21 protein-coding genes are annotated in these 21,801 nt (G+C 31.9%); 11 read left to right on the plus strand and 10 right to left on the minus strand.

The window, feature by feature from the left end; genetic code table 11:
* Positions 1-4: 4 nt before the first annotated feature.
* Positions 5-2,209 carry a TonB-dependent receptor gene (locus GGR97_RS00875; protein WP_167896530.1) on the plus strand — a complete coding sequence of 735 codons (2,205 nt, stop codon included), beginning with the start codon at positions 5-7 and terminating at the stop codon, positions 2,207-2,209.
* Between the two features lie 123 nt (positions 2,210-2,332).
* On the opposite strand, the gene GGR97_RS00880 is transcribed toward GGR97_RS00875, so the two are convergent.
* The gene (locus GGR97_RS00880) at positions 2,333-3,139 is read right to left on the minus strand and encodes an anti-sigma factor (RefSeq protein WP_167896531.1); all 807 of its coding nucleotides are present in this window, start codon (positions 3,137-3,139) and stop codon (positions 2,333-2,335) included.
* A 4-nt stretch (positions 3,140-3,143) separates the two neighbouring features.
* Positions 3,144-3,689, minus strand: coding sequence for a sigma-70 family RNA polymerase sigma factor (locus tag GGR97_RS00885; protein WP_317165725.1), 546 nt, complete (start codon positions 3,687-3,689; stop codon positions 3,144-3,146).
* A gap of 156 nt (positions 3,690-3,845) precedes the next feature.
* Between GGR97_RS00885 and GGR97_RS00890 the strand changes: the two genes are divergently transcribed.
* From GGR97_RS00890 to GGR97_RS00900, 3 genes are all read left to right on the plus strand, one after another.
* On the plus strand, positions 3,846-4,403 hold the full coding sequence (locus GGR97_RS00890; protein ID WP_167896532.1) for a DUF3575 domain-containing protein: 558 nt from the start codon (positions 3,846-3,848) through the stop codon (positions 4,401-4,403).
* Between the two features lie 152 nt (positions 4,404-4,555).
* Positions 4,556-5,692, plus strand: coding sequence for an Mrp/NBP35 family ATP-binding protein (locus GGR97_RS00895; protein ID WP_167896533.1), 1,137 nt, complete (start codon positions 4,556-4,558; stop codon positions 5,690-5,692).
* Between the two features lie 35 nt (positions 5,693-5,727).
* The gene (locus GGR97_RS00900; protein WP_167896534.1) at positions 5,728-5,964 is read left to right on the plus strand and encodes a NifU family protein; all 237 of its coding nucleotides are present in this window, start codon (positions 5,728-5,730) and stop codon (positions 5,962-5,964) included.
* A 102-nt stretch (positions 5,965-6,066) separates the two neighbouring features.
* Here the strand turns inward: GGR97_RS00900 and GGR97_RS00905 are convergent, their stop codons facing one another.
* Both GGR97_RS00905 and GGR97_RS00910 read right to left on the minus strand, forming a co-directional pair.
* Positions 6,067-7,932 (minus strand): ABC-F family ATP-binding cassette domain-containing protein, encoded by a 1,866-nt coding sequence (locus tag GGR97_RS00905; protein WP_167896535.1) that lies wholly within the window; start codon positions 7,930-7,932, stop codon positions 6,067-6,069.
* 54 nt (positions 7,933-7,986) lie between these two features.
* A complete protein-coding gene (locus tag GGR97_RS00910) occupies positions 7,987-8,814 on the minus strand; it encodes a glucosaminidase domain-containing protein (protein ID WP_167896536.1) in 828 nt (275 codons plus the stop codon).
* Between the two features lie 225 nt (positions 8,815-9,039).
* On the opposite strand from GGR97_RS00910, the gene GGR97_RS00915 reads away from it, so the two are divergent.
* From GGR97_RS00915 to GGR97_RS00925, 3 genes are read left to right on the plus strand one after another with little or no spacing between them, the layout of a single operon-like run.
* Positions 9,040-10,722, plus strand: a complete 1,683-nt coding sequence (locus GGR97_RS00915; RefSeq protein ID WP_167896537.1) for an ABC transporter ATP-binding protein — start codon at positions 9,040-9,042, stop codon at positions 10,720-10,722.
* Complete coding sequence (locus tag GGR97_RS00920) at positions 10,700-11,584, plus strand: DUF4292 domain-containing protein (RefSeq protein WP_167896538.1); 885 nt, start codon at positions 10,700-10,702, stop codon at positions 11,582-11,584. The genes GGR97_RS00915 and GGR97_RS00920 overlap by 23 nt, the downstream gene beginning before the upstream one ends.
* Complete coding sequence (locus GGR97_RS00925) at positions 11,577-12,806, plus strand: murein hydrolase activator EnvC family protein (protein ID WP_167896539.1); 1,230 nt, start codon at positions 11,577-11,579, stop codon at positions 12,804-12,806. Before GGR97_RS00920 ends, GGR97_RS00925 begins: the two co-directional genes overlap by 8 nt.
* 1 nt (position 12,807) lies before the next feature.
* Here the strand turns inward: GGR97_RS00925 and GGR97_RS00930 are convergent, their stop codons facing one another.
* Both GGR97_RS00930 and GGR97_RS00935 read right to left on the minus strand, forming a co-directional pair.
* Entirely contained in the window at positions 12,808-13,317 is a 510-nt protein-coding gene (locus GGR97_RS00930; protein WP_167896540.1) for an acyl-CoA thioesterase, read from the minus strand.
* A gap of 42 nt (positions 13,318-13,359) precedes the next feature.
* Positions 13,360-14,250 carry an HU domain-containing protein gene (locus GGR97_RS00935; protein WP_167896541.1) on the minus strand — a complete coding sequence of 297 codons (891 nt, stop codon included), beginning with the start codon at positions 14,248-14,250 and terminating at the stop codon, positions 13,360-13,362.
* A 94-nt stretch (positions 14,251-14,344) separates the two neighbouring features.
* Here GGR97_RS00935 and dprA point away from each other — a divergent pair, with 94 nt between their 5' ends.
* The gene (gene dprA / locus GGR97_RS00940; RefSeq protein WP_167896542.1) at positions 14,345-15,448 is read left to right on the plus strand and encodes a DNA-processing protein DprA; all 1,104 of its coding nucleotides are present in this window, start codon (positions 14,345-14,347) and stop codon (positions 15,446-15,448) included.
* Here the strand turns inward: dprA and GGR97_RS00945 are convergent.
* From GGR97_RS00945 to GGR97_RS00955, 3 genes are read right to left on the minus strand one after another with little or no spacing between them, the layout of a single operon-like run.
* Positions 15,445-16,308 (minus strand): DMT family transporter, encoded by an 864-nt coding sequence (locus GGR97_RS00945; protein WP_167896543.1) that lies wholly within the window; start codon positions 16,306-16,308, stop codon positions 15,445-15,447. The two genes, dprA and GGR97_RS00945, sit on opposite strands and share 4 nt — an antisense overlap.
* 5 nt (positions 16,309-16,313) lie before the next feature.
* Positions 16,314-16,748: a dUTP diphosphatase gene (gene dut, locus GGR97_RS00950; RefSeq protein ID WP_167896544.1), complete on the minus strand. Its 435-nt coding sequence runs from the start codon at positions 16,746-16,748 to the stop codon at positions 16,314-16,316.
* Positions 16,749-16,781: 33 nt separating this feature from the next.
* Positions 16,782-18,224 carry an oligosaccharide flippase family protein gene (locus tag GGR97_RS00955; RefSeq protein WP_167896545.1) on the minus strand — a complete coding sequence of 481 codons (1,443 nt, stop codon included), beginning with the start codon at positions 18,222-18,224 and terminating at the stop codon, positions 16,782-16,784.
* Positions 18,225-18,286: 62 nt separating this feature from the next.
* On the opposite strand from GGR97_RS00955, the gene GGR97_RS00960 reads away from it, so the two are divergent.
* The 3 genes from GGR97_RS00960 to GGR97_RS00970 are packed head-to-tail and all read left to right on the plus strand — an operon-like array spanning position 18,287 to position 20,173.
* Positions 18,287-18,979: a DUF6973 domain-containing protein gene (locus GGR97_RS00960; protein ID WP_167896546.1), complete on the plus strand. Its 693-nt coding sequence runs from the start codon at positions 18,287-18,289 to the stop codon at positions 18,977-18,979.
* Positions 18,976-19,404 (plus strand): hypothetical protein, encoded by a 429-nt coding sequence (locus GGR97_RS00965; protein ID WP_167896547.1) that lies wholly within the window; start codon positions 18,976-18,978, stop codon positions 19,402-19,404. The genes GGR97_RS00960 and GGR97_RS00965 overlap by 4 nt, the downstream gene beginning before the upstream one ends.
* Before the next feature lie 10 nt (positions 19,405-19,414).
* The gene (locus tag GGR97_RS00970; protein ID WP_167896548.1) at positions 19,415-20,173 is read left to right on the plus strand and encodes a lysophospholipid acyltransferase family protein; all 759 of its coding nucleotides are present in this window, start codon (positions 19,415-19,417) and stop codon (positions 20,171-20,173) included.
* Positions 20,174-20,242: 69 nt separating this feature from the next.
* On the opposite strand, the gene GGR97_RS00975 is transcribed toward GGR97_RS00970, so the two are convergent.
* Positions 20,243-21,790, minus strand: coding sequence for a RagB/SusD family nutrient uptake outer membrane protein (locus GGR97_RS00975; protein ID WP_167896549.1), 1,548 nt, complete (start codon positions 21,788-21,790; stop codon positions 20,243-20,245).
* Positions 21,791-21,801 lie beyond the last annotated feature (11 nt).

Here is a 21,801-nt window from a genome sequence, read left to right on the forward strand (position 1 = left end):
CAACATGAAAAACTTAATGTATTCGTCACTATTCCTATTGGCAAGTGTTGGTTTTGCACAAACTACAAAAGGAATTGTGGTGAATGAAAACAAAGCTCCCATAGAGTATATGACGGTGGTAAATCAAAAAACAAAAGAGCATACGCATACAGATTTTAAAGGAAGATTTCAATTAGAAAACACAACAGCAGGAGATACTTTAGTGTTTCAAAAAATGGGATTTGGTGTTAAAAAAATAATCAGTAAAACCCCATTTGTAAACGTACAAGTAAATAGTAAAAGTATAGCCTTAGATCAGGTAGTTTTGTCTAGCGAAGTAAATGCAGCAAGTATTATTACAACTATAGATGTGGAAACAAATCCTGTAAAATCATCTCAAGAGTTGTTAACCAAAGTACCAGGTTTAATTATTGGTCAACATGCAGGTGGTGGTAAGGCAGAACAAATTTTTTATAGAGGTTTTGATATTGATCATGGTACAGATTTGCAAGTAACAGTAGATGGTTTGCCTGTAAATATGGTATCTCATGCGCACGGACAAGGATATGCAGATTTACATTTTGTAATTCCAGAAACCGTTCAGAATTTAGATTTTAAAGCAGGAACTTACAATGCAAAACAAGGAAATTTTGCCACTACAGGTACGGTAAATATTACAAGTAAAGAAAGCTTAAAAAACAATATCATAAAATTAGAAGCAGGAGATTTTGATACGCAACGATTACTGTTCATGAATCAGTTTATAACCAAAACCAATGAGTCTGCTTACATTGCTACAGAATACATTCGTTCTGATGGTCCTTTTGAAAGTCCTCAAAACTTTAAAAGATTCAACATAAATAGTAAGTACATTAAAACCATTGATGATACCAAGTTGGCTTTTACATTTTCTCATTTTGTGAGCAATTGGAATGCATCAGGGCAAATTCCAGAAAGAGCTGTAAATAACGGAAGTATTTCTCGGTTTGGAGCTATTGATGATACCGAAGGTGGAGAAACTGCTAGAACCAATGCTGCCTTGTCTATTACCAATTCTTACAAAGACAATTCACAATTAAAACACTTGTTGTATTATACCAACTATCAATTTGATTTGTATTCTAATTTTACTTTCTTTTTAGAAAATCCTGTAGATGGAGATCAAATTCAACAAAAAGAAAACAGAGATATTTTTGGATATCAATCAGATTATCAGAAAAAAATGAACCTAGCCAATAAAGAAGTGCTATTTACTTCTGGAATAGGAGTTAGAACCGATAAAGTAAAAAACAATCAATTATCTAACACAAAAAACAAAACAGAAATTTTAAAGAGGGTTCAATACGGAGACGTAAACGAAACAAACTTTTTTGGATACGTTAGTGGAGATATAGAATTGGGAAAATGGAATATAATACCAGCCCTTAGAGTTGATTATTTTTCTTTTGGATACCAAGATTTTTTATCTACAGATAACAAATTAAAAGAACAAAGCAGTACTGTAGTAAGTCCAAAATTAAGTGTGTTGTATACACCAGTAAATAGTTTTCAGGCTTATGCAAAAATAGGACAAGGTTTTCATACCAACGACAGCCGTTTGGTGTTAAATTCTTTAAGGAATGATATTCCAAAAGCGTACACAACAGATGTTGGTTTTGTTTGGAGAACAGATCCAAAGGTTTTAATTGGTTTAGGAGCTTGGGCCATGTATTCGGAACAAGAATTTGTATATGTAGGAGATGCTGGAGTGGTAGAGCCTAACGGAGCATCAGAAAGAGTAGGGCTTTCTTTAAATACCAGATTACAGCCAACCAACAACCTGTTTGTAAATTTAGATGCCAATTACACACATGCAAGATTTGCAGACGAACCTAACGGACAAAATTACGTGCCTTTAGCACCTAGTTTTACCTTAAAAGGTGGACTTACTTATAAAAAAGACAAAGGTTTTTACGGAGGAATAGACTTTTTACATTTAACAGATAGACCTGCCAACGAAGACAATTCTATTGTTGCAGAGGGGTATACATTAACCAATTTAAATGCAGGTTATAGATGGAATAAAGTAGAATTAGGAATTCAAATTCAGAACTTGTTTGATGTGGAGTGGAACGAAACACAGTTTGCAACAGAATCTCGTTTGCAAAACGAAGCTAGTTCTGTAGAAGAAATTCACTTTACACCAGGAACACCAATGTTTGTAAAAAGTAGCATTACCTATAAGTTTTAGTAAGTATAGTTTTTGTTTAGAAGAGTTGGGTTGTCTGGGGGGGCAGCCCTTCTCAACTTATTTAGTTGAAAGCAAAAAGACCATCTAGCAATAGATGGTCTTTTTATATGGGTATAATTTAGGTTAAGAAACTTTAGTGACCCCTAAAGTATACAATTGTTCCAATGTTGGAGATTCACTACCACCTGCAGGTTCTAAAGTAATTCCAAAAGCTTCAGATTTGTTTGGATTGCTTACTTTAATATATCTATCTCCTTTGTTATAAGCATCCATAGTTCCTAAACTTGTAGGAGTTAACGGGTTTAGCGTTAAAGACCAAAGCTGATATACTTTTCCTTGGGGTGCAGGTGGCAATCCTTTTAAATCTACATACATTTCGTTGGTTTTTGGACCCCAGTAAACGTTCGCATAACTTTCTGGAGCAACAGTTTGTCCTGCTAAGTTTACTTTTATAGTTTCTGATGAAGACAAAAATGCAATAACTTCATCTCTTGTTGTTAAATCTATATTTTTAGCAATTACATCACCTTGTAGTCTAGCTCTTTGCTCATCTAACAATTCGTTATTGGCAATTTGTTTGGTTAAGTTTTCTTTTAAGTTATTGCTGTTGGTGTATAAACTAATAATTCCTACGGTTAAGGCAATACTTGCAGCCCAGCCCATATAACTGTATAATTTTATAGGAACTACGTTGGTTTGTTTTTTAGTTACGGCATGCATCAATCTAGTAAAAGGATAAGATTTTAAACTTTCTTTTTTACTTAGTTCTGCAATTTTAATTACAGTATGCTCTATATTTTTAACATGTTCTTTTAATTCAGGGTACTTTTGTATGTTGGCATATACCTCATAACTATCTTCTCTGTTAAGGGTACCCGCTACATATAGCTCAAGTATACCAGACTCTATATATTCGTTTACATTTATCATAACCCTATTTATTAATGCTTAATTTTAAACTGTTTAAACAACTACGGCTTCTTGTTTTTACCGTACCCAAAGGAATATCTAATTCTTCAGAAGTTTCTCTTTGTGTGTATCCTTTGTAAAAAAGTAAGTCGATAATTTTTCTACATTTTTCGGACATTTTTTTCACTTTGTCAAACAATGTTTTTTCTTCATCGCTAACTTCTCTATCTTCTGGTACTGATATATTTACGAAAATATCTAGACTTTGGTTTCTTTTCTGAATCTTATAATCTTTAGATCTAGTTTTGTCTATGGCTGCGTTTCTAGAAATGTTTAACAACCAGGTAAAAAACCTTCCTCTTTTTGGAGTGTAGCTTTCTATATTGTCCCAAACTTTTATAAAAACTTCTTGCAGTACATCTTTAGATAAATCTTCGTCTTTAAGAATATTATCAATAACCCCTAACATACTTTTGTGGTACATTTTATAGAGTTCTTCATAAGCAACAAGGTCTTTTTCTTGCTGAAATTTTATCACCAAATCATCTACATCCATATATTGTTGTGTCAAAAATTAGATTCTGAATTTAACAATAAATTATGACTTATTAGACTTAATGATATTTGATTTTTATCATTAAGAAACACCTTTATTTTAAGTAAGTTTATTAAATAAATAAAGCGTTTATTCGTTCTTTTGTAATAAGAAAAAATGGAATTAAGAAGTATGAAAAAGAGAATAGGTTTAGTGATGTTGCTGTTTACTTTGGGGGTTAGTGCTCAGGTAGATAATGTTTCTGTAGTTAAAAATTTATACAATGTACAAGCGGGTTTTGGTTTGTGGGTAAATAATGAAACTAAGTTAACTTCCGAAGTTACTTTGCGTAGCGAAATAGGATTAAATGGAGGGTATCAAAAAGAAGGTAATACATCTACATTAGCTTTTATACCGGGTGTTTCTGTAGAGCCAAGATGGTATTTTAATTTAAAAAAGAGATATACAAAAGGGAAAGATGTAGCTTTTAATAGTGCCAATTATTGGTCTGTAAAAGCTTTTTATGTTTCCAATGCTTTTATTCTTGCAACTAACAATGCAGAACTAGAAAACAATCAATTAAACATTACGGTTAATTGGGGACTTAAAAGAAACATAAATGCACATTGGCACTATGAGTTAGGAGTTGGTTTAGGAGCAAATGCATTGTATAAAGATGAGGATAGTTTGTTTACTAATAATTCTCCTTTAGTCGGGAATTTAACAGTAAGAATAGGATATAAGCTATAGTGTTTATCATTCGTTATTTTGTTTTAAAACAAAACGGAATCACAAGAAAATTAAATATGTGTAAGTTTTTAATTAATGATAGACAATACTAGGGGATGTTATTAGAATAAGTCGAAATAACCTATCTTTGTCCACCAAATAAATACAGTAAAATGGGTATTACAAAATCAGATATAAAAGCAGTATTAGAAACCATTACAGCTCCTGGAGAAGGGAAAAGTTTGGTAGAAAATAACAACATAGTAAACATCGTTGTTTTTGGTGATGAAGTTATTGTTGATGTAAAAATTAGCAATCCTACATTACAGGCTAAAAAGAAAGCAGAAACTGAAATTGAAAAAGCAATTGTAGCTAAATATCCTGAGGCTAAAGTAAAGGTAAATTTATCGGTAGCAGTTAAAAAGGAAGAGCCAAAAGCAAATCCAAATTTAATTAAAGGAGATAAAATTCCTGGAATTCAAAACATTATAGCAGTAGCTTCTGGTAAAGGAGGAGTAGGAAAATCTACCGTAACGGCTAACATGGCAGTTACTTTGCAAAAAATGGGATTTAAAGTAGGGGTTTTAGATGCGGATGTATATGGTCCTTCTATGCACATTATGTTTGATGTTGCCAAAGCAAAGCCTATTTCTGTAGATGTTGATGGACGTTCTAAAATGAAACCTGTTGAAAGTTACGGAATTAAATTATTGTCTTTAGGTTTCTTTACCAATCCTAACGAAGCAGTAATATGGAGAGGTCCTATGGCTTCTAAAGCGTTAAATCAAATGATTTTTGATGCAGACTGGGGAGAATTAGACTTTTTATTAATTGATTTACCTCCAGGTACAGGAGATATTCATTTATCTATAGTACAAGCATTACCTATTACAGGTGCTGTTGTAGTAAGTACACCACAAACAATTGCATTAGCCGATGCTAAAAAAGGAGTAGCTATGTTTCAGCAAAAAAACATAAATGTTCCAGTTTTAGGAATTGTAGAAAACATGAGTTATTTTACTCCTGCTGAATTGCCAGATAATAAGTATTATATTTTTGGAGAAAACGGAGCTAAATATTTAGCAGAAGACATAGAAACAGCCTTTTTAGGAGAAGTTCCTTTGGTGCAAAGTATTAGAGAATCTGGAGATGTTGGACATCCTGTAGCTTTACAAAATGGAACTCCACAAGAAATAGCTTTTAAAGAGATTACCAAAAATATGGTAGCCGAGTTGGTAAAACGTAATACAGATTTACCACCAACAGAAGTCGTTAAAATTACAACAATGAGCGGTTGCTCAACAAAATAATAGTGCTATATTTAGACTAGTAATAAAAAGAAATTATGAGTTCAGAAGATTTACAGAAAAAAGTAGAAGATGCCTTAGAAGAGATTCGTCCTTTTTTATTAGCAGATGGTGGAGATATTTCTTTAGTTTCTATTGAAGATAATATTGTAAAAGTAAAATTAGAAGGGGCTTGCGTTGGCTGTAATGTAAACCAAATGACCTTAAAAAATGGAGTAGAAGCTACTATTCAAAAACATGCACCACAAATAGAAAGTGTAATAGATGTTAGTTAAAAACAACGGCTCTATATAGAAATAAAAAAACTCCCAAACTGAATTTTCAGTTTGGGAGTTTTTATTTAATGTTCATCGAGCGGAGTCGAGATGCAATATGTTTTACCCCTCCAATTTCTCACTCAATTCAAACCAACGCATTTCTTTAAATTCAATGTCATCAATAATTTTTTGAAGTTCTATAGATTTTTGATCAATAGCATCTCCAGTAATCTTACCTTCAGCAAATTCAAGTTCTATGGCTTCTTTTTTACGGTTTAATTTAGCAATGTCACTTTCTAAATTAATATACTCTTTGTTTTCGCTATAGCTTAGTTTGGCACCTGTTTTAGGCTTTTCTTTAACAGCTTCAATTTTAGTAGGTACAATTTCTTGTTCTTCTCCAGCATCAGAATTTTCGTAGGCTCTAAAATCAGAATAGTTTCCAGGAAAGTTTTCTATCACTCCATTTCCTCTAAACACAAACAAAGAATCTACAATTTTATCCATAAAATAACGGTCGTGAGATACCACTACCAAATTTCCAGGATAATCCAACATAAAGCTTTCTAATACGTTTAGGGTTACAATATCTAAATCGTTGGTAGGCTCATCTAAAATTAAAAAGTTTGGATTCTGAATTAAAACGGTACACAAGTACAAACGTTTACGTTCTCCTCCACTTAATTTTTCTACAAAATCGTATTGTTTCTTTTTATCAAACAAAAAGCGTTCTAACAATTGACTTGCCGATATTTTATGTCCTTTGGCTAAGGGAATAAATTCACCAAATTCTTTAATAACTTCTATAACTTTTTGACCCTCTTTAACTTTAATTCCAGATTGATGGTAGTATCCAAACTTAATGGTTTCTCCAACAACAACTTTACCACTATCAACTTCTGTATTTCCAGTTAAAACATTTAAGAAGGATGATTTTCCTGTTCCGTTTTTTCCAATAATTCCAATTCGTTCTCCACGATTAAAATTATATTCAAATTGGTCTAACATTACCATGTCTTCCCAAGCTTTAGAAACTTTGTGGAATTCCACAATTTTGTTCCCCAAACGCTCCATGTTAATTTCTAACTGAACTTTGTGTTCAGAACGTCTAGCTCTTGCTTTTTCTTTAATTACATAAAAATCATCTTGTCTAGATTTAGATTTGGTAGTACGTGCTTTGGGCTGACGTCTCATCCAATCTAATTCTTTTTTAAACAAGTTTTTGGCTTTAGATTGTACGGTTTGTTCTAAGGCAATACGCTCTTCTTTTTTTTCTAAATAATAAGAGTAATTTCCTTTATAACTGTACAATTCACCATTGTCCATTTCTATAATTTCGTTACACACACGCTCTAAAAAGTAACGGTCGTGAGTAACCATAAATAAGGTTATTTTTTCTTTGGCAAAGAAGGTTTCTAGCCACTCAATCATTTCCAAATCTAAGTGGTTGGTAGGTTCATCTAAAATTAACAAATCGGGTTTGCTAATTAAAACGGTAGCTAGTGCCAAACGTTTACGTTGTCCTCCAGAAAGTCCGCTTACTTTTAACTGTAAGTTGTCTAACTTTAGTTTGGTTAAAATTTGTTTGTATTGTGTTTCAAAATCCCAAGCGTTGTATTGATCCATCATATCAAAAGCTAATTGATATCTTTCTGCATCATCTGGGTTTTCAATGGCTTTTTCGTATTCCTGAACAATTTTTAAGACCTTACTGTCTGATGCAAAGATGACCTCTTCTACAGTTTGATTGTCATCAAAAGCATCTTCTTGAGATAGGTAAGAAATGTGTAAATCTTTACGAGCTACTATTTGCCCAGTATCAGGAATATCGTTCCCAGCCATAATTTCTAGCAAACGAGTTTTACCCGTACCATTTTTGGCAACAAAGGCAATTTTTTGGTCTTTGTTAATTCCAAAAGATAAGTTTTCAAACAACACACGTTCTCCAAAAGCTTTGGAAACGTTTTCTATAGATAGATAATTCACACAAAAATAATTTGTGCAAAAGTAAGGGTTTCTAATTAGAGTTGTGTATAAAACCTACCAAGCTTGTTCAAAAGGAGTTTTATTTAAATAAATGTCTTTAGCAAGCTCGTTAGCTCCTACGTTTTTAAGGATATTCATCACCTTTTTAGGCCAAGTTTCTCTAAAGTTAAAAGAGTTGGGTTTACCTCCAATGGTTTTGATGAATTTTTCGTTCAGCGCAGCATCAAAAAGAATATTAATTCCGTGTTTTTCTATCTCAGTATCTAGCAATTGTCTAGCATCGTTATAGGCTTTTATACGGCTAGTGTAAGAAATAAAACGAGTAACAAAGTCCGTTACGTTTTCTAAATTGGCTTTAGTTAGTTCTTCAGGATGATTTAGAAAATAATCTAATTTTTCTGTAGTTCCTGCAATTCCTTTTGGTCTGTAATCCTTTTTAAGAGAAGCAGGTCTTAGTTCCCAAATAATTTCGTTTTTAGCAATTTTGGCTAGTTTCTTTTTACTGAGAATAATTTTTTTAGTGGTTTTATGCTTGGGCATTTTTAGGGCAGGTAGTTCTGCATCTCTTCCAAAAGCATTTAAACTTAAAAAATTCCCTGTAATTTTACCAATATAACCTTGTCCCCAACCCGATTCTAAAGAAATAATACTGAGTACAGCTGCGGGTGGAACCCTGTGTTTTATACAAAGTTCTGTTACAGGTAAAGAAAGTCTTTGGTACAAGTCTTTAACATGACTGTATTTTCTGTACTTAAAAGTTTTCTTTTGTAAAGGTGTGCTCAAATTTTCAAAATAAGGTTGAGTAACCTTTGTTTCTGCAAAAGGAGTACCACCATATAGCATGATTGCAATAGGTAGCATATGTTTTCTAAGAGTTTTCATGCGAGTGGTATATTTGGCCAAAGATATAGAAAATAAAAAAGGTGTTAGAAATTACGCTAACACCCAAACCAAAAAATACTAAATTATAGAGAATAGTTAAATTGCTATGTGTGTAAATATAGTTTTAATAATAGCTTGTTTCTTTTCGGTTATTGATGAATGAAACCCTTTTTTTGATGCAAATAAGGAGAAAACAATACAAACGCATTTGGTATATTTACACTTATGGAGCCATTATTAAGAGTCAAAGACATTCAGATAGCATTTCACAATCAAGAAGAAGTACACCAGGTAGTACATGGTATTGATTTTGAAATTTATTCTAATGAAATATTGGGAATTGTAGGAGAATCTGGAAGTGGAAAATCTGTAACTTCTATGGCTATTATGGATTTGTTACCTAAAAAAAATGCAAAGGTCTCAGGAGAAATTTTATACAACCATATTTCTTTGTTGAAATTAGATAGTCAGGAAATTAGAAAAATTGTAGGCAAAGAAATAAGTATGATTTTTCAGGAACCAATGACTTCTTTAAATCCAAGTTTAACGTGTGGAGCACAAGTGGCAGAGGTTTTAGAGTTGCATACAAATTTATCTAAAGAAGAAATAGAAGCAGAGGTTTTACTGTTGTTTGAAAAAGTAAAATTACCTAGAGCGGCTAAAATGTATTCTCAATATCCGCATGAATTGTCCGGAGGACAAAAACAGAGAGTAATGATTGCGATGGCCATTGCCTGCAAACCTAAATTATTAATTGCTGATGAACCTACAACAGCTTTAGATGTTAGAGTTCAGAATGATATTGTCTTGTTGTTAAAAGAATTGCAACAAGAAACAGGTATGAGTATTTTGTTTATTACACACGATTTAGCTTTGATTGCCGAAATTGCTAACAGAGTAATAGTAATGCAAAAGGGTAAAATTGTGGAGCAAGGTACCGTAGAACAAGTGTTTTTACAACCCAAAGAGGTTTATACCAAAGCATTGATTAATGCAAAACCTAAAATGAAGTACAGAGTAAAAGAGTTGCCATCGGTAGCAAGTTACTCAGATGTAAATTTTAAAGAAGAGGTGTACACCACAAAAGAAAGAGAAGAATTTCATGAGCAGATCTATGCTACTAAGCCTTTGTTAGAGGTTAAAAACTTAAAAACCTACTACACTTCTAAAAACAATTGGTTTGCAAAAGCTAATGTAGTAAATGGAGTAGATGATGTAAGCTTTAAGGTTTTTGAAGGAGAAACCATTGGTTTAGTTGGGGAATCTGGAAGTGGAAAATCTACAATTGGAAGAACCATTTTAGGATTAGAAAAAGCCACAGCAGGAGAAATTTGGTACAAAGGAGTTAATTTGGTTGATTTGTCGGGTTTGGAAAGAAAAAAATACAGACAAGAAATTCAGTTAATTTTTCAAGATCCTTATTCATCCTTAAATCCAATCATGAAAATTGGAGAGGCTATTTTAGAGCCTATGCAAAAACATAAGGTATTAGGAAGTACCAAAGAGCGCAAAGAATATATTTATCAGTTATTAGAAAAAGTTGGGCTGTCTAAAGAGTTTTACAATCGTTATCCGCATGAGTTTTCTGGAGGACAAAGACAGCGTGTAGGAATTGCAAGAGCCTTGGCTTTACAGCCTAAATTAATTATTTGCGATGAATCTGTATCCGCATTAGATGTTTCTGTACAAGCACAGGTGTTAAACTTGTTAAATAGCTTAAAAAAAGAGTTTCATTTTACCTATATTTTTATTTCTCATGATTTGTCTATTGTAAAGTTTATGTCCGATCAATTGATTGTTTTAAACAAAGGGAAAATTGAAGAAATTGGAGATGCCGATGCAATTTATAATCATCCAGAAAAAGAATATACAAAAGCATTAATTCATGCCATTCCTAAAGGGATTTGATTCTGTGATTCCTCCTAATAAATTGTATATTGCATCAAAAATTAAACGTATGCAATTTAGGTTGTTAGTAGTGTGTTTACTGCTTTTTATGGTTTCATGTAAGTCTAAGCAAATGATTGAGCCTATTAAGGTTGAGGTGCCTAGAATGAGTGAGTCTAAATTATTAAAGAAGTATAAGGCAAAATCTTTTGAAGATTCTGATATTAAAACGGTTAAGATTAATGCTAAAATGTCCTATAAAATTGGAGATTCTTCTCATAAATTAGGATTAAAGTTTAGAATAGCTAAAGGAGAAAAAATTTGGATGAGTGCCGATTTTTTAGGAATTCCTGTAGTTAAAATGTTAATAGAAAAAGACAGTGTTCACTATTACAATAAATTTGACAAAACCTATTTTGAAGGTTCTTTTGATTTTATAAAAGACTTAATTGGTGTAGATGTTTCTTATGGTGTGTTAGAAAAACTGTTTATGGGAGATATGATTTTAAACATAGCCTCTAAAAGATATCGTATGGATATAAGTCAAGATTCATACTTTTTTTATGATGCTAAAAATCTAGATTATTTTATAGAAGGATCTGTTTATCCGTTTACATACAAAACAAAATCTCAGGTAATAGAGCAGGCTTATGGAACAAATAAATTTGCTGCGTATTACAAAACACATCAAACTGTAAATGACTTTTTATTTCCAAAGGTGGTAGAGCTTCAAGCAAATAATAAAGGAAAAATTACGGTAATTTCTATGGTTTATAATGATGTAACTTTTGATGAACATCTTACTTTTCCGTACAAAGTTCCTAAAGAATGTGATAAGAAAATAGAATTAAAATCTACAAAAGAAGCGAAAGCAGATGAGTAAAAAAATCTTTCTTTTCTTTAGTATTGTACTCTTAACTGTTACTTTTTCGTTTGGGCAATCTGCCAAACAAAAGGAGTTAGAAAAAAAACGTGCCCAATTGCAACAAGAAATTGCAAGGGTAAATAAACTGCTTTTTAGTACTCAAAAAGAAGGAAAAAACTTACTGAATAATTTAGAGGATATCAATAAAAAAATTCAGGTAAGAACAGATTTGATCAAAGCGATTTCTGCAGAAGCCAATTATTTAGAGGGGCAGGTTCGTAAAAACGAAAAAGAGTTAAAAAAACTAGAAGAAGAATTAGAAGCTTTAAAAAAAGATTATGCAGAGATGATTTTAAAATCATACAAAAGCAAATCGGAACAAAGTAAGTTGATGTTTTTACTATCGTCGGAAGATTTTTTTCAAGGATATAAGCGTTTTCGTTACATGCAACAATATGCTGATTTTAGAAAAAAACAAGGAGATTCTATTGTTGTGAAAGCTGAAAAAGTAGAAGACTTAACAAGAAAGTTACAAGTTCAGAAAGTACAAAAACAAGCTTTGGTTTCTAAAAACAAAAAAGAAGCAGAAAAAATTATATCAGAAAAGAAAACTCAGGAAAGTTTGGTGAAAAAAATCAAATCTAAAGAGCGAACTTATATTTCTGAAATTAAGCAAAAGCAACAGCAAGAAAGAGATATTGAAAAAGCAATAGAACGTGTGATTCGAGAAGCTATTGCAGCTTCCAATAAAGATAAAAATAAAAACACTCCTAATGTGGACACAAAATCGTCTGGTTTTGCATTAACTCCAGAGGGAAAAGCATTGGCCACTCGTTTTGAAGAAAATAGAGGAAAATTGCCTTGGCCTGTAACCGAAGGAGTAGTTACTAGAAATTATGGTGTTATTCCACATCCAACCTTAAGGGGGATTAAAATAGATAGTAAAGGAATTCATATTACCACCAAGAAAAATGCAAGTGCAAGAGCTGTTTTTAAAGGAATAGTATTGGCAATACAATCCGTAAGTGGTCGTAATGCTGTGTATATTCAGCATGGTAACTATATTTCTTTATACAATAACCTAGATAAGGTTTATGTAACCAAAGGGCAGAATGTAGTTTTAAAACAGTCTTTAGGAACCGTTTTTACCGATAAAGTAACTAATAAAACAGTTTTAAAGTTCCAAATTTGGAAAGACACTAGCAGACAAAATCCAACGTATTGGTTGGCTAGAATGTAGGTTACTCAAACAATGCTTTTAATTCAACAGCATCTTTAGGTTTCATTTTACCCGCAACAACTAAGCTTAGTTGTTTTCTTTGTAATGCATTTTCAAAACGTCTTTTTTCTAAATCTGTTTCAGGAATTAGTTCAGGAACTCGCTGAGGTTTTCCTTTTTCATCTACAGCTACAAAAGTGTAAATAGCTTCGTTTACTTTGGTACGTTTACCAGAAGATCTATCCTCTAAAAAAACATCTGCAATTACTTCCATTGATGATGTAAAAGCTCTAGAAACCTTAGCTTCAATAGTCATCATACTTCCTAAGGGAATTACTTTGTCAAAAGATACGTTGTTTACAGAAACAGTAACGCAAATAGCATTAGAATGCCTTTGTGCTGCAATACAGCAAATTCTGTCTACACGAGCTAATAGTTCCCCTCCAAACAAACCGTGTAAGGCATTGGTGTCACTAGGTAAAATAATGTCTGTGCTAATTGCTAAAGAGGCAAAAGATGTTTTGGCTTTCATAGAATATTCAATAAAACTTATGTCTAATATAAGGTTTATTGTTTATTCATTAATAAATAACCAAGCATGTTTGTTATCAACTTTTCTAATTTTATTTAACGTGTTGATGGCATCTCTTTTGCTGTTAAAAGACTCGTAACTTACTTGAGTTAATCCCCATTTGTTTAAACCAATAATACTTGCTTTGTAGCCTTTTTTATTTAAAAGTGCTACTTTTTTAGCAGCATTAGCTTCCTCTTTAAAAGCTCCAGCAATAATGTGGTATTTGTAAGTGATTTTCTCAGCTTCTTTTTTCTCAACTTTTAAAGTTACCGAAGGTAGTGGTGTTAAAATGTTAAAAGAGGCTTGCTGAATTTGAGCTGTAAGATCTTGTTGCGCTACAATGTCTTGTTGATTAGCTAAGTTGTTTACATAAATATTTCCTCCAATAAACAATCCTGCAATTACAGCTGCAGCAGCAACGTATTTACTGTAAGATTTTTTACGAACAATTTCTTGTTGAGGTGTTACAATGTTATTTCTTAGTACATAGTTAGCATCCACATCACTTAAGCCAAAAGAACTTGTTAAGTAATTAATTTTATCAATAGGTTCAAAAGAAAGTTGATCATCAACTAAAGTAAATTGACCAATGTTTTGCAATAAAAGTGGAGATTTTTGTAAATCTTGATTCCAGTTTTCTACCGTTTTTTGAATTCTAAGAGCAGCTTCATCAAAACTAATGTTTAGTGACTTTGCAATATGATTTACCAATAAACCATCGTTTTGTTGAAGGTTTACATTAAAAGAAATGTTTTTGGTTGGTGGTGTAAATCTATGGTTCTGATTGTTGAGTTGACTAGCCATGGTATTGCTAACAAATCCTCCAAAATTGGGAACCATTACACATTCATATCTGTAAAGTAAATCGCTAATGTATTTTGATAACTGCATAATACAAAAATATCAAAAAAATAATTAGGTTCAAGGTCAGATTTCTCTTTTTTGATAGAAACATTTTTGTAACTTATTAGGAAAAAAATTGCATATGGATATTGAAGAGCTTCAATATGCTTTAGCATTACAAGATACCAAGGGTGTTGGGAGTGTTACAGCTAAAAAATTGATTGCTATTTATGGAAGTGCCGTTAATTTATACCAAGCACATCAAAATAAAGAGGTAAAAGCAGGGGTGAATTCTGCTATTTTTAACAAACTTTTTTCTAAAGAAGCTATTAGTAAATCTAGTAAAGAAATTGATAGAGCCTTGGCCAGAGGAATTAGCTGTATTTATTATAAAAGTGAATCATATCCTAAGCACTTGTTAAATTGTTCCGATGCTCCGGTGATTTTATTTAAAGATGGAGGAGAAAACACAAATAACTTTAAGAGAATAATTAGCGTAGTAGGTACCAGGAATATTACAGCATATGGTAGAGATTTTTGTAAAGAACTTTTAGTATCGTTAAAAGGATACAATCCATTAATTGTAAGTGGTTATGCTTTTGGAGTTGATATTTGTGCACATATTGGAGCGTTAGAAAATGATTTGTCTACGTTAGCGGTGTTGGCTCATGGTTATGGATCCGTTTATCCAAAAGAGCATAAAAAGTATTATAGAGATGTTAAAGAAAGTGGTGGGTTTCTATCTGAGTTTACTTTTGAAGAACCTCCTTACAGAGAAAACTTTTTAAAGCGAAACAGAATTGTTGCAGGAATGAGTCAGGCTACTATTGTTGTAGAGTCTGCAGCTAAAGGTGGAGCTCTGGTTACGGCAGATATTGCAAATTCGTATAATAAAGATGTTTTTGCAGTGCCAGGTAGAACTACAGATCCGTATAGCAAAGGATGTAATAATTTAATTAAACAACACAAGGCTGCTTTAATTACGTCTGGAGAAGATTTAATAGAGCAATTAGGCTGGAGTTCTAAAATAGAATCTAGTCCTAAAATAGTGCAACCACAGTTATTTGTAGATGTAGAGGGAGAGGAAAAGACAGTGTACGATATGTTAGAAATATCATCTCTGTATATGGATGAGATTTCTAGAATTAGTGGAATTCCTATTTACAAAATAGCAAATATTGTTTTTCAGTTAGAAATGAAAGGATTGGTACAAGTACTGCCCGGAAAAATGATAAAGAGAGTTTAATTTTTCTTAGAAATTAAGCTTTCTAAAATTACAGCAGAAACAATAATACTACCTCCAATTAAAGTTGCTATTGTAGGTTTTTCATCTAAAAATAAATAAGCTAGAATTACTACATATACAGGTTGAATACAACTTAGTAGTGATGCGGTTGTAGCTGAAAAATATTTAAATGTTTTTACGTAATAAGTGTGTCCAATAGCAGTGGTAAAAGCTCCTAAAAATATTAAGTAAGGAAGTAAACTGTTGTAGTGAGCTACTTTAAAATCTAATAAAAATAAAAGAGGTGCTAGAAATAGAGCGATCCATCCGTTCTGATAAAACATTAGCATACTAGCATCGTAAGTAGCCACATGTTTTTTCATTAAAATATTTCGAGAGGCAAAAAATATAGCAGAAATAATTCCAAAGAAGATTCCAAGGCTAGTGTCGTTTCCAAAATTGAATTCAGGAGTTAAGATGTATAGTCCAAAAAGTACAACCAATGCTAAGAATAAATGCTTTGGATTAAATTTTGTTTTTAATAGCAAAGGTTCTAATAAAGTGGTAAAAATAGGAAAGGTAAATAGAGCAATTACACCCAAGCCAGCACCAGCTAACTGAAGAGCATAAAAATAAGTAATCCAGTGTCCACCTTGTAAAAAGGCACAAAAAATAAAAGAAGCAGTATCTTTTTTGTAATTGTAGCTAAGAGATGTTCCTTTGATTTTGTTATAAATAGCAAGAGTAATAAAGGCAAAAAAACATCGAGACCAAATTCCTATTTCAGGTGGTAAAGATATAAAGTTTCCTAAGGGAGCGGCTCCTGCAATAATTATTAAAGCAATGTTTAACTCTATAACATTCTTAAATTCTTTTTTCATGCTTTTTATTTAGTACCAGTACTTCCAAATCCTCCAGTTCCTCTGTCCGTAGTGCCTAATTCTTCAACTTCTAGCCATTCAGCTTGTTCGTGTTTGGCAATTACTAGTTGAGCGATACGTTCACCATCAGTCACTTCAAAAATTTCGTTGGATAGATTTACTAAAATGACTCCTATTTCACCTCTGTAATCAGCATCTACAGTTCCTGGAGAATTTAATACGGTAATTCCTTTTTTAGCAGCCAATCCACTTCTAGGTCTAACTTGCGCTTCGTAGCCATGTGGTAGTGCAATAAACAAACCTGTTTTTATAATGGCACGTTCTAAAGGTTTTAGAAATACACTTTCGCTAATGTTTGCTTTTAGGTCTAAGCCTGCTGCCCCAGTTGTTTCGTATTGAGGTAAAGCATGTTTAGATTTGTTGATGATTTGCACTTTCATACTAAAGAAATTTAGTACAAAGAAACTTCTTATTTACCTGTTAAACAATCTTTGTTTTATGAATTTTTGCTCACTGTAGTAAATCAATCCTAACGTAAACAATATAAAACCTGTGTTGATAAGAAAGTTTCCTCTAAAAAAATAAAAAGAAGTAAAACTTAAGGCTGAAATTAACAAAAATAAGCCTCCTATTTTAGTTATATTATAGGGGGTTTTATAGTGTTTTTGTCCGTATGTATAAGAAGTTACCATCATAATTGCGTAAACTACAAATGTAACCCAAGCAGCTCCCATATAACCCAATATTGGAACCATGGTAACCAAACCTAATACAGTTAAAATTCCTCCTAATACAGAAAAGTACATGGCATATCTTGTTTGTCCTGTGTTTTTGTACCACACAGAAAGGTTGTTGTAGATCCCTAATAATAAATTTGCTAATAGAATAACAGGTACAATAGCTAGTGTTTCAAAATACTCAGGCTGTTTTAATAATAGACCCGCAAAAAAATCTATATAAGCAACAATAAATAAAACAATTAGTGCTCCTAAAATAGTAAACCACTCTAAAATAAGTGCATAGGTTGCTTTTGCATTTTTTTGTTTGGCAATGTTAAAAAAGAAAGGTTCTGCACCTAATTTAAATGCAGTAATAAATAAGGACATAAAAACTCCTAGTTTGTAGGTTCCTGCGTAGGCACCAGCAATGCTTTTGTTTAGGTATCTAGGTAAAATTAATTTGTCTAAATTTTCGTTAGTTATGTAGGCAATTCCTGCAATTAAAATTGGCCAACTATAACTTAACATTCTTTTTAAAAGTGTTGTGTTTAGCTGAATTTTAAACTTTAAAAACATAGGTAATAGCAAGGCAAATATAAGTGCACTAGCTATTAAATTGGCTAAAAATATATAGCCTACTTTAGAAGTTGTGTGGAACCAATTAAGACTACTTTCGTTACCATGTGTTGGGATGTACCATAAAAATAGCAAGTTTAAAATGGCATAAATGGTAATGTTTAAAATTTTAAAAACGGCATAGTTTAATGCTTTGTTTTTTACTCTTAAATAGGCAAAGGGAATAACCACAAGGGTATCTAGTAAAGCAGTAATAATTAAAATTCTAAAGTGATTGGTTTCGCTAAACTCTAATACAGGAGCAATGGTGTCGGCTAAAAAAAACAAAGGAGTTAATAGTAGTAAGGCTACTAATCCTACCATGGTAAAAGTGGTGTTAAGTACTTGCGTTTTGTCTTTTTCCGAATTAAAAAATTTAAAAAAGGTGGTTTCCATTCCAAAAGTAAGCAATACGTTAAAATAAGCAGCCCAAACATAATATTCGGTGTTTATGTTAAAATCTGCAGTACTTGGTAAGATTTTTGTATGTAACGCAACTAGAAAAACGTTAATAGCTTTAGGTAAAACGGCTGCAATACCATAAACCAAAGTGTTTTTTATAAAAGATTTTAATGTGCTCAAATTAGAAATATATAGAGCAAATATATTCTATTTTTGCAGAAAGAAAATGAAAGTAAGAGGTTATGAAATTTAAAAAATCAACGTGGGTATTGTTGTTTGTGTTTTTGGCTGGTATTTCGGGTTATAGTCAATCTTCTAAAAAAGCCTTTAAAAAACTAAGTTCACCAGAAAAATGTTGGGTTGTATTTCATCCTTTTAAAGCTAAGAGAGCCTATAGAGTTACTAAAGAAGTAGAGCAGGTAATAGATTCTATAAGACAAATAGGGAATATGGGAACGCATCATGCAGGAAACCAGTTAGATGCTTTTAAGCATGCTTTTTGGATGTGGAGTTTGGCCGAAGAAATAGGATGGAGATCTGCTAAAAGTTTAGGAGATCAACACGAAAAAGGAAATTATGAATTCCATAAAGAACACAAATTAGAAGATAGAACTACTCCCGATAAAGTAAGTGGAGAAATGGATTTGTATAATAATGCTGTTGGAATTAGGCTTTATAAGAAATACAAAAAACAAAAATTAACGCAACAAGAACGAATTGAAAAAGTAAAAGAGGCGGTGTTAAGGGGAGAAATGAGAATGATTTATCAGACCTATTCTGGTAAATATTTAGATGCAACAGGTCGTTTGATTCCTAAAAACGAATATTATGGGGTGTGGGAAAACTCTAAATGCTTGGTGCCATCAACCTCTATTTTTTTAATGGCCGATAATAAATCTAAATCGTTAAATTTGTCTCAAAATATTAAAAAATGAAAACAGTACATTCAATTTTAGCAGCCTTTGTATTAATTGCCATTGCTATGGTAGTTTTTAATGCTGTAATGAGTTTAAAAAGAGAAGAAAAGTTTAAAGCCGGAGATCGTAAATTAGGATTGATAGCCTTAATTTTAACTCATACGCAGTTAATTATTGGTTTAATAACTTTTTATATATCAGATTGGTATATGGAGTTAAGAAGATTAGGCATGGGTGGAGCTATGAAAGATTCAGAAATAAGATTAATGAGTGTTGAGCATCCTTTAATGATGATTATAGCGATTGCTTTAATAACTGTAGGTTGGTCTAAGCACAAGAAAGCTACGGAAGACAAAGCTAAATTTAAATCTTTTGTAATTTTTTACGGATTGGCTTTGTTGGTAATTTTATCAAGAGTGCCTTGGGCTCAATGGTTCCAATAGATTTTACTTTATGGGAAAATATAAAAAAATGCCAATAGGTAAACGCTTATTGGCATATCCTTTATCTGTTGTTTTTTATTTAATGTATGCTATTTTGTTATGTGTATTTCATCCTTTACAATGGATGGCATTAAAAGTAGGTGGCTATACAGCACATAAAAAAATAGTAGATATTTTAAATTGTTGTTTAACGGCTTCTTTATACATTTTAGGAACTCGTGTAAAATTTATAAATACCTATAAGTTTGATAATTCAGTACCAAATATTATTGTTTCGAATCATCAAAGTACACACGAAATATCTCCTTTAGGATGGTTTTTTAGAGATTTGCATCCTAAGTTTGTGGCTAAGCAAGAATTAGGAAAAGGAATTCCAAGTGTCTCTTTTAACTTAAAACATGGAGGATCTGCTCTAATTGACAGAAAAGATGCTAGACAAGCATTGTCTGCAATTGGTGCTTTTGCAAAGTATTTAGAAAAAAACAAGAGAGCTGGAGTAATTTTTCCGGAAGGAACAAGAAGTAGAGATGGACAACCTAAACGTTTTTCGGAAAATGGGGTAAAGATTTTAACCAAGTTTGCTCCATCGGCAACGGTTATTCCTGTAACCATTAACAATTCTTGGAAGCTGTGGGAGTATGGTCAATTTCCAATGAATATTGGTGTAAAAATGACCATAGAAACACATCAACCTATTAAGGTTGCAGACCAATCTTTTAATGAGTTGTTTGCAGAGGTTGAAGAAAAAGTAAAGAGTAAAATAATATAGATTATAGATTTGCCAAAAAAGGGAGGTTTTGAATATTCAAAACCTCCCTTTTTTTATGCTTGTATTTATTTAATCCCCTGGATTTTGTTCTGCATTTATATTTGCAGATATCTCACTTTCGGGTATGGGTAATATTAGTTGATAACTCTCAATGTCAAGCACATTCACAGCTTTATGAAAAGCCTTTAAAATGTAGAATCTGTTTCCGTCTAATTTTAACTCCTTTGTCCATTGATTGAAAATAATCTCAGTCAATTCATCTTTTGTTTTAGGCTCAGTAATTGGAGTGTTAACGTTGGTTTTGTTTAAGTTTTCAATAGCTAAATTAGCTTTGTTGGTTTGGTTGTAAGCTTGAGCTAATGTTAATAAGACTTCTGTATAGGTTCCAAAAACAAGTTCATCTTTTTTAATAAATCTATTAAAATTAAAATCTATAGAATTGTTTTCAAGTGTGTTTAAAAAGACACTATAAATATTATTCTCCAATGTAGGGATTGTAATAGTTGTTAAAGTTTCAATGGTTTTAGTATAGTTGTTCTGATTAAAATAAATTCTACCTAAAAGGAATTTTGCAAAATCTGGAGAAACTTTTGAAATGTTTGAATCATTTTTTGGTAAATGTGCAATAGCAAATTCTAAGTCGATAATAATTTGCGTTTCAATTTCAGAAATACTGTTAAATGATGGATTGAAATCAGAAATATTACTTGCTGTTTTTAAGACTAATGGAACTTTTCCAAACCAATTTATAAGAGATGCGTATGTATAAGCTCTTAGTATGTAGGCTTGTGATAGAATTGTATTTAAACCATCAATATCATTGGGATAAGCTTTGTGAGCATTTTCTAATAACTGGTTTGCTTTATAAATGGTTGTGTAATATTCATTCCACAATTTACTCAAGGTTTCATCTTTGGAAGTAAGAGTATGATTTTTAATATCTGCAAAAGAACCAAAGACTTTGTCTTCTATTTGGTTTGTATATAAAGCATCTACTAAAATATGTTGTTGTTCTGTATTGATTAAACTATTGTAAACGCTTTGTAGTGCAGCTTCAACATCTTTCTTTTGTTGATCAAATCCCTCTGAAGGTAATTCATCGATAACTGTTGGTTTAATAGGAGTAATATTGTTGAAAGAACCATTGTTTAACTCTAATACATCGTTATCATCATTCACATTGACAAGCGAGAAATTAAATTTTCCAGAGATATTATATTTCTCATCTTTAGTAATGGTTAATGTTCCACCTTTTTTAGTGATGTAAGCATTTTGATTATCTAAATAAGAGGCAATTGCAATCGATTTTTGATTGAACAATTCTTCAGAAAAATAAATGGTATCCCCTTCAATATTAATAGGATTGTTTATAATTTCATAATTCCCTTCTATAGTATCGTTAATTCCTATTAATAAGGTTTCTGTATTATTTCCAAATGTTATTAAATACTCATCTACTATTTTGTAGGCAAAAACAGAGTCAGTAGTAAATATATTTCCGTTGATCGTGATTTCGGTATCTAATGCAGGTAAATCGGTAGGAGTGTTTTCTTTTTCCTCATTACAACTTAAAAGAAGTAAGAGGCAAGTAAAAATTAGATAGCATGTGTTTTTCATTTTGAGTAAGC

The organism is Wenyingzhuangia aestuarii, assembly GCF_011927765.1.
GTDB classification, from domain to species: domain Bacteria; phylum Bacteroidota; class Bacteroidia; order Flavobacteriales; family Flavobacteriaceae; genus Wenyingzhuangia; species Wenyingzhuangia aestuarii.

Coding starts and splice junctions, on each gene's coding strand:
- GGR97_RS00945 (WP_167896543.1), bottom strand. CDS start 16,308: ATGAAAAAAGAATTTAAGAATGTTATAGAGTTAAACATTGCTTTAATA.
- dprA (WP_167896542.1), top strand. CDS start 14,345: ATGGATATTGAAGAGCTTCAATATGCTTTAGCATTACAAGATACCAAG.
- GGR97_RS00935 (WP_167896541.1), bottom strand. CDS start 14,250: ATGCAGTTATCAAAATACATTAGCGATTTACTTTACAGATATGAATGT.
- dut (WP_167896544.1), bottom strand. CDS start 16,748: ATGAAAGTGCAAATCATCAACAAATCTAAACATGCTTTACCTCAATAC.
- GGR97_RS00900 (WP_167896534.1), top strand. CDS start 5,728: ATGAGTTCAGAAGATTTACAGAAAAAAGTAGAAGATGCCTTAGAAGAG.
- GGR97_RS00970 (WP_167896548.1), top strand. CDS start 19,415: ATGGGAAAATATAAAAAAATGCCAATAGGTAAACGCTTATTGGCATAT.
- GGR97_RS00965 (WP_167896547.1), top strand. CDS start 18,976: ATGAAAACAGTACATTCAATTTTAGCAGCCTTTGTATTAATTGCCATT.
- GGR97_RS00915 (WP_167896537.1), top strand. CDS start 9,040: ATGGAGCCATTATTAAGAGTCAAAGACATTCAGATAGCATTTCACAAT.
- GGR97_RS00930 (WP_167896540.1), bottom strand. CDS start 13,317: ATGAAAGCCAAAACATCTTTTGCCTCTTTAGCAATTAGCACAGACATT.
- GGR97_RS00910 (WP_167896536.1), bottom strand. CDS start 8,814: ATGAAAACTCTTAGAAAACATATGCTACCTATTGCAATCATGCTATAT.
- GGR97_RS00875 (WP_167896530.1), top strand. CDS start 5: ATGAAAAACTTAATGTATTCGTCACTATTCCTATTGGCAAGTGTTGGT.
- GGR97_RS00880 (WP_167896531.1), bottom strand. CDS start 3,139: ATGATAAATGTAAACGAATATATAGAGTCTGGTATACTTGAGCTATAT.
- GGR97_RS00890 (WP_167896532.1), top strand. CDS start 3,846: ATGAAAAAGAGAATAGGTTTAGTGATGTTGCTGTTTACTTTGGGGGTT.
- GGR97_RS00920 (WP_167896538.1), top strand. CDS start 10,700: ATGCCATTCCTAAAGGGATTTGATTCTGTGATTCCTCCTAATAAATTG.
- GGR97_RS00975 (WP_167896549.1), bottom strand. CDS start 21,790: ATGAAAAACACATGCTATCTAATTTTTACTTGCCTCTTACTTCTTTTA.
- GGR97_RS00895 (WP_167896533.1), top strand. CDS start 4,556: ATGGGTATTACAAAATCAGATATAAAAGCAGTATTAGAAACCATTACA.
- GGR97_RS00960 (WP_167896546.1), top strand. CDS start 18,287: ATGAAATTTAAAAAATCAACGTGGGTATTGTTGTTTGTGTTTTTGGCT.
- GGR97_RS00925 (WP_167896539.1), top strand. CDS start 11,577: ATGAGTAAAAAAATCTTTCTTTTCTTTAGTATTGTACTCTTAACTGTT.